Consider the following 5,124-nt stretch of genomic DNA (forward strand, 5'->3'; position numbering starts at 1 on the left):
CAGATCGCCCCGCCGCCGCCCCCGGGCCGCTGAGGACCGGCCGCCCGAGGTGTCCCGGGCCCGCGTCCGGCGTACGCGCCGCCCGCCCGGACCCATAGGATTGGGCAGCGAAGCCGGAACACCCCCGGACAACACGCCTTGAAACCCTAAGGAACGCCGCATGCCTGGCATCACGCGCGAGGAGGTCGCTCACCTCGCCCGGCTGGCCCGCCTGGAGCTGAAGGACGAGGAGCTGGACCACTTCGCCGGACAGCTCGACCAGATCATCGGAGCGGTCGCCGCCGTCTCCGAGGTCGCCGGCGAGGACGTACCGCCGACCTCCCACCCGCTGCCGCTGACCAACGTCATGCGCCCGGACGAGGTCCGTCCGAGCCTGACCCCGCAGCAGGCGCTCTCCGGCGCGCCCGCGCAGGAGCAGCAGCGTTTCAAGGTGCCCCAGATCCTGGGTGAGGAGTGACCGGCATGACCGACCTGACAAGGCTCACCGCCGCCGAGACGGCCGCGCGCATCAAGAGCGGCGAGGTCACCGCGGTCGAGGTGACCGAGGCCCACCTGGCCCGGATCAACGCCGTCGACGAGAAGGTGAACGCCTTCCTGCACGTCGACCGGCAGGGCGCGTTGGAGGCCGCGCGCGCGGTCGACGCCAAGCGCGCCGCCGGCGAGAAGCTCGGCCCGCTGGCCGGCGTCCCGCTGGCGCTGAAGGACATCTTCACCACCGAGGGCGTGCCGACCACCGTCGGCTCCAAGATCCTCGAAGGCTGGATCCCGCCGTACGACGCCACGCTCACCAAGCGGCTGAAGGCCGCCGACGTCGTGATCCTCGGCAAGACCAACATGGACGAGTTCGCGATGGGCTCCTCCACCGAGAACAGCGCGTACGGCCCGACCGGCAACCCGTGGGACCTCACCCGCATCCCCGGCGGCTCCGGCGGCGGTTCCTCTGCGGCCCTGGCGTCCTTCCAGGCGCCGCTGGCCATCGGCACCGACACCGGTGGTTCCATCCGCCAGCCCGCCGCGGTCACCGCGACGGTCGGTGTGAAGCCGACCTACGGCGCGGTCTCCCGCTACGGCATGGTCGCCTTCTCCTCCTCGCTGGACCAGGGCGGCCCGTGCGCCCGCACGGTGCTCGACGCCGCGCTGCTGCACGAGGTGATCGCCGGTCACGACCCGCTGGACTCCACCTCGATCGACGCGCCGGTCCCGCCGGTCGTCGAGGCGGCCCGCAGCGGCGACGTGCGCGGCATGCGGGTGGGCGTCGTCAGGGAGTTCTCCGGCGAGGGCTACCAGGCCGGTGTGATGCAGCGCTTCGAGGAGTCGGTGGAGCTGCTCCGCGAACTCGGCGCCGAGGTCGTGGAGCTGTCCTGCCCGTCCTTCACCAAGGCGCTGGCCGCCTACTACCTGATCGCGCCGAGCGAGTGCTCCTCGAACCTGGCCCGGTTCGACGCGATGCGCTACGGCCTGCGGGTCGGCGACGACGGCACGCACTCGGCCGAGGAGGTCACCGCGCTGACCCGCGAGGCCGGCTTCGGCGACGAGGTCAAGCGCCGCATCATGCTCGGCACCTACGCGCTCAGCTCCGGCTACTACGACGCCTACTACGGCTCGGCGCAGAAGGTCCGGACGCTGATCACCCGGGACTTCGAGCGGGCCTTCGGCGAGGTCGACGTCATCGTCTCGCCGACGACGCCCACCACCGCCTTCCCGATCGGCGAGCGGGCGGACGACCCGATGGCGATGTACCTCGCCGACCTGTGCACCATCCCGTCCAACCTGGCCGGCAACTCCGCCATGTCGCTGCCCTGCGGGCTGGCACCGGAGGACGGGCTCCCGGTGGGGCTCCAGATCATCGCCCCCGCCATGGCCGACGAACGGCTCTACCGTGTCGGGTCCGCCGTCGAGGCGGCCCTCCAGGCACGGTGGGGACACCCGCTGCTTGAGGAGGCACCGTCGCTGTGAGCAAGCTCGAGAAGGCCAAGGGCTTCAAGAAGTCGAAGGCCGGCACCTACCTGTCCATCGGCACCACGCTGTTCGGCGCCGTCAGCGTCGTCAAGCAGGCCAAGAAGGCCCGCTTCGAGCAGGACCGGCTCCAGCTCGTCGACGCCATCGTGTCCGCCGCCGCCATCGCCACCGGTGTCGCGCTGCTCGTCCGCGAGCTGCGCAGGATGAACATCGACGACGTCCTCGCGGACGACTGACGCGGACGAGCGAGCAATGCGAAAGGCAAACTTCCGTGACTGTCACTGACCTGGTGTCGTACGAGGACGTGCTGGCGTCCTACGAGCCGGTCATGGGCCTCGAGGTCCATGTCGAGCTCGGCACCAAGACCAAGATGTTCTGCGGCTGTTCGACGACGCTCGGCGCCGAGCCGAACACCCAGACCTGCCCCACCTGCCTGGGGCTGCCCGGCTCGCTGCCGGTGGTCAACGCGACCGCCGTGGAGTCCGCGATCAAGATCGGTCTGGCGCTGAACTGCCGGATCGCCGAGTGGTGCCGCTTCGCCCGGAAGAACTACTTCTATCCGGACATGCCGAAGAACTTCCAGACCTCCCAGTACGACGAGCCGATCGCCTTCGACGGCTACCTCGACGTGCAGCTGGAGGACGGCGAGGTCTTCCGCGTGGAGATCGAGCGCGCCCACATGGAGGAGGACACCGGCAAGTCGACGCACATCGGCGGCGCCACCGGCCGCATCCACGGCGCGTCGCACTCGCTGCTGGACTACAACCGCGCCGGCATCCCGCTGATCGAGATCGTCACCAAGCCGATCACCGGCGCCGGTGAGCGCGCGCCGGAGGTGGCCCGCGCCTACGTGGCCGAACTCCGCGAGCTGATCAGGGCGCTCGACGTCTCCGAGGCCCGCATGGAGATGGGCCAGATGCGGTGCGACGTCAACCTGTCGCTGATGCCGCACGGCGCGGAGAGGTTCGGCACCCGCAGCGAGACCAAGAACGTCAACTCGCTGCGCAGCGTCGAGCGGGCCACGCGCTTCGAGATGCAGCGCCACGCCACCGTGCTGAACGACGGCGGCGTGATCGTCCAGGAGACGCGCCACTTCCACGAGGACGACGGCTCCACCACCTCGGGTCGGGTCAAGGAGGAGGCGGAGGACTACCGCTACTTCCCCGAGCCCGACCTGGTGCCGGTCGCCCCGTCCCGCGAGTGGGTCGAGGAACTGCGCGGCGGTCTGCCGGAGCTGCCCCGGCTGCGCCGCAACCGGCTGCGTGAGGAGTGGGGCATCTCGCAGCACGAGATGCAGTCGGTGCTCAACGCCGGCGCGCTCGACCTCATCATCGCCACCCTCGACGCCGGCGCCCCCGCCGACCAGGCCCGCAAGTGGTGGATGGGCGAGCTGGCCCGCCGCGCCAACGAGGACGGCACCGACCTGGCGTCGCTGCCCATCACCCCCGAGCAGGTCGCCCGGGTGTGCGCGCTGGTCGCCGAGGGTTCGCTCAACGACAAGCTGGCGCGGCAGACGATCGAGGGTGTGCTGGCCGGCGAGGGCTCGCCGGACGAGGTCGTCGACAAGCGCGGTCTGAAGGTCGTCTCCGACGAGGGCGCGCTCGGTGCCGCCGTGGACGAGGCCATCGCCGCCAACGCGGCCATCGCGGACAAGATCCGCGGCGGCAAGGTCGCGGCGGCCGGCGCGCTGGTCGGCGCGGTGATGAAGGCCACCCGCGGCCAGGCGGACGCCGCCCGTGTCCGGGAGCTGATCCTGGAGAAGCTGGGCGCGCAGGGCTGAGCCCCCGCCCCGGGCGCGGACCACAACGCAGGGTGGCCCGGAGATCACTCTCCGGGCCACCCTGCGTCTGTTGTGTCGTGCCGGCCGCTCAGCGGGGGTCGTCGCCTCCGGACGCCTCGGCCTCGTCGACCGGCAGACCGTGTTCGTCGACCAGCCGGACGCGGGGCGGAAGCACGGCCTCCTGGCCCGGCAGCGAGATGAGGATCTGACCGGAGTCCAGGTCCACCGGGCCGCTGGCCGGGTCGGCGCAGCCCTCCTCGTAGCGGGTGTGCTCCAGCCGCTGCTTCTCGTCCTCGGCGTGCTGCGCGCCCGGGTTGAAGAGCTCGTTCACCAATCCGAACATCGTGCTTCTCCTTACCCCGTCCGGCGCGCGACGGCCGTCAGCGCACCTTCAGTTTCAGAATACGGTCATCCTTGTCGTCCGGGTCGCCCCGACCGTCGGTGTTGCTTGTCACCAGCCACAGCCCGTCGGCGCCGTCGGAGACCACCGTGCGCAGCCGCCCCAGCTCACCCTCCAGGAAGGCCTGCGGGTCGGCCAGCGGCTCCTCGCCGTCCAGTGGCACACGCCACAGCCGTTCACCGCGCAGCCCGGCCATCCACAGCGAGCCGCGCGCGTACGCCAGCCCGCTGGGGGAGGCTTCCGCGGGCGTCCACTGGACGACCGGGTCGACGTACCCCTCCTCGCCTGCCTTGCCCTCCACGTGCGGCCAGCCGTAGTTGCGGCCGGACTTCACCAGGTTGAGCTCGTCCCAGGTGTTCTGGCCGAACTCCGAGGCCCACAGCCGCTTCTCCGCGTCGAAGGCCAGGCCCTGGACGTTGCGGTGGCCGCTGGAGAAGACCACCGAGTTGTCCTCGGCGTTGCCGTCCTCGGGCGGGGTGCCGTCCGGCTTCATGCGAAGGATCTTGCCGGCGGGGGAGTCCTCGTCCTGGGCGAGGCCGGGGCGGGACGCGTCGCCCGTGCCGACGTAGAGCATGCCGTCCGGGCCGAAGGCGATCCGGCCGCCGTTGTGGTTGCCGGCCTTGGGCAGGCCGGTGAAGACGGTGCTCGGCGCGCCGAGCTGCCGGCCCTCGGGCTTGCCCGGGGTGTAGAGCATGCGCACGATCCGGTTGTCGGAGGCGCTGGTGAAGTAGGCGTAGAGGTGGTTGTCGCCGCCGTCCGTGTCGTTCAGCGCGATGCCCAGCAGGCCGCCCTCGCCGCCGGGCTGCACCCCGGGCACCTCGCCGACCTCCGTCTTGCCGCCGTCCTCGCCGGAGATCCGCAGGATCCTGCCGGTGTCACGGGAGGAGACCAGCAGGTCGCCGTTGTCCAGCGGGGCGAGGCCCCAGGGGGAGTCAAGACCGGTGGCGACGGTCTCGACGACCTCCACGGAGCCACGGGCCGGCGG

Annotated in this window: 6 protein-coding genes; 4 read left to right on the top strand and 2 right to left on the bottom strand. The window is 71.4% G+C overall.

From position 1 onward, the window contains the following. The first annotated feature begins 160 nt into the window (after positions 1 to 160). From gatC to gatB, 4 genes are read left to right on the top strand one after another with little or no spacing between them, the layout of a single operon-like run. Entirely contained in the window at positions 161 to 457 is a 297-nt protein-coding gene (gene gatC / locus GL263_RS21115) for an Asp-tRNA(Asn)/Glu-tRNA(Gln) amidotransferase subunit GatC (protein ID WP_143650926.1), read from the top strand. 5 nt (positions 458 to 462) lie between these two features. Then, positions 463 to 1,956, top strand: coding sequence for an Asp-tRNA(Asn)/Glu-tRNA(Gln) amidotransferase subunit GatA (gene gatA / locus GL263_RS21120; protein WP_182857314.1), 1,494 nt, complete (start codon positions 463 to 465; stop codon positions 1,954 to 1,956). Beyond that, the gene (locus GL263_RS21125) at positions 1,953 to 2,195 is read left to right on the top strand and encodes a hypothetical protein (RefSeq protein ID WP_182857315.1); all 243 of its coding nucleotides are present in this window, start codon (positions 1,953 to 1,955) and stop codon (positions 2,193 to 2,195) included. The genes gatA and GL263_RS21125 overlap by 4 nt, the downstream gene beginning before the upstream one ends. A 35-nt stretch (positions 2,196 to 2,230) precedes the next feature. Then, the gene (gene gatB / locus GL263_RS21130) at positions 2,231 to 3,739 is read left to right on the top strand and encodes an Asp-tRNA(Asn)/Glu-tRNA(Gln) amidotransferase subunit GatB (RefSeq protein WP_182857316.1); all 1,509 of its coding nucleotides are present in this window, start codon (positions 2,231 to 2,233) and stop codon (positions 3,737 to 3,739) included. Positions 3,740 to 3,827: 88 nt separating this feature from the next. Here gatB and GL263_RS21135 read toward each other — a convergent pair whose 3' ends face one another. Both GL263_RS21135 and GL263_RS21140 read right to left on the bottom strand, forming a co-directional pair. Continuing rightward, a complete protein-coding gene (locus GL263_RS21135) occupies positions 3,828 to 4,082 on the bottom strand; it encodes a DUF6191 domain-containing protein (protein WP_182857318.1) in 255 nt (84 codons plus the stop codon). A gap of 37 nt (positions 4,083 to 4,119) precedes the next feature. Continuing rightward, positions 4,120 to 5,124 (bottom strand): PQQ-dependent sugar dehydrogenase (locus tag GL263_RS21140; RefSeq protein WP_182857317.1); only part of this gene is annotated, 1,005 nt, incomplete at its 5' end.

The organism is Streptomyces durbertensis, assembly GCF_014156695.1.
Lineage (GTDB): Bacteria > Actinomycetota > Actinomycetes > Streptomycetales > Streptomycetaceae > Streptomyces > Streptomyces durbertensis.

Bases quoted from the DNA above. Each gene is read 5' to 3' on its own strand.
- gatC (WP_143650926.1), top strand. From the start codon at position 161: ATGCCTGGCATCACGCGCGAGGAGGTCGCTCACCTCGCCCGGCTGGCC.
- gatA (WP_182857314.1), top strand. From the start codon at position 463: ATGACCGACCTGACAAGGCTCACCGCCGCCGAGACGGCCGCGCGCATC.
- GL263_RS21135 (WP_182857318.1), bottom strand. From the start codon at position 4,082: ATGTTCGGATTGGTGAACGAGCTCTTCAACCCGGGCGCGCAGCACGCC.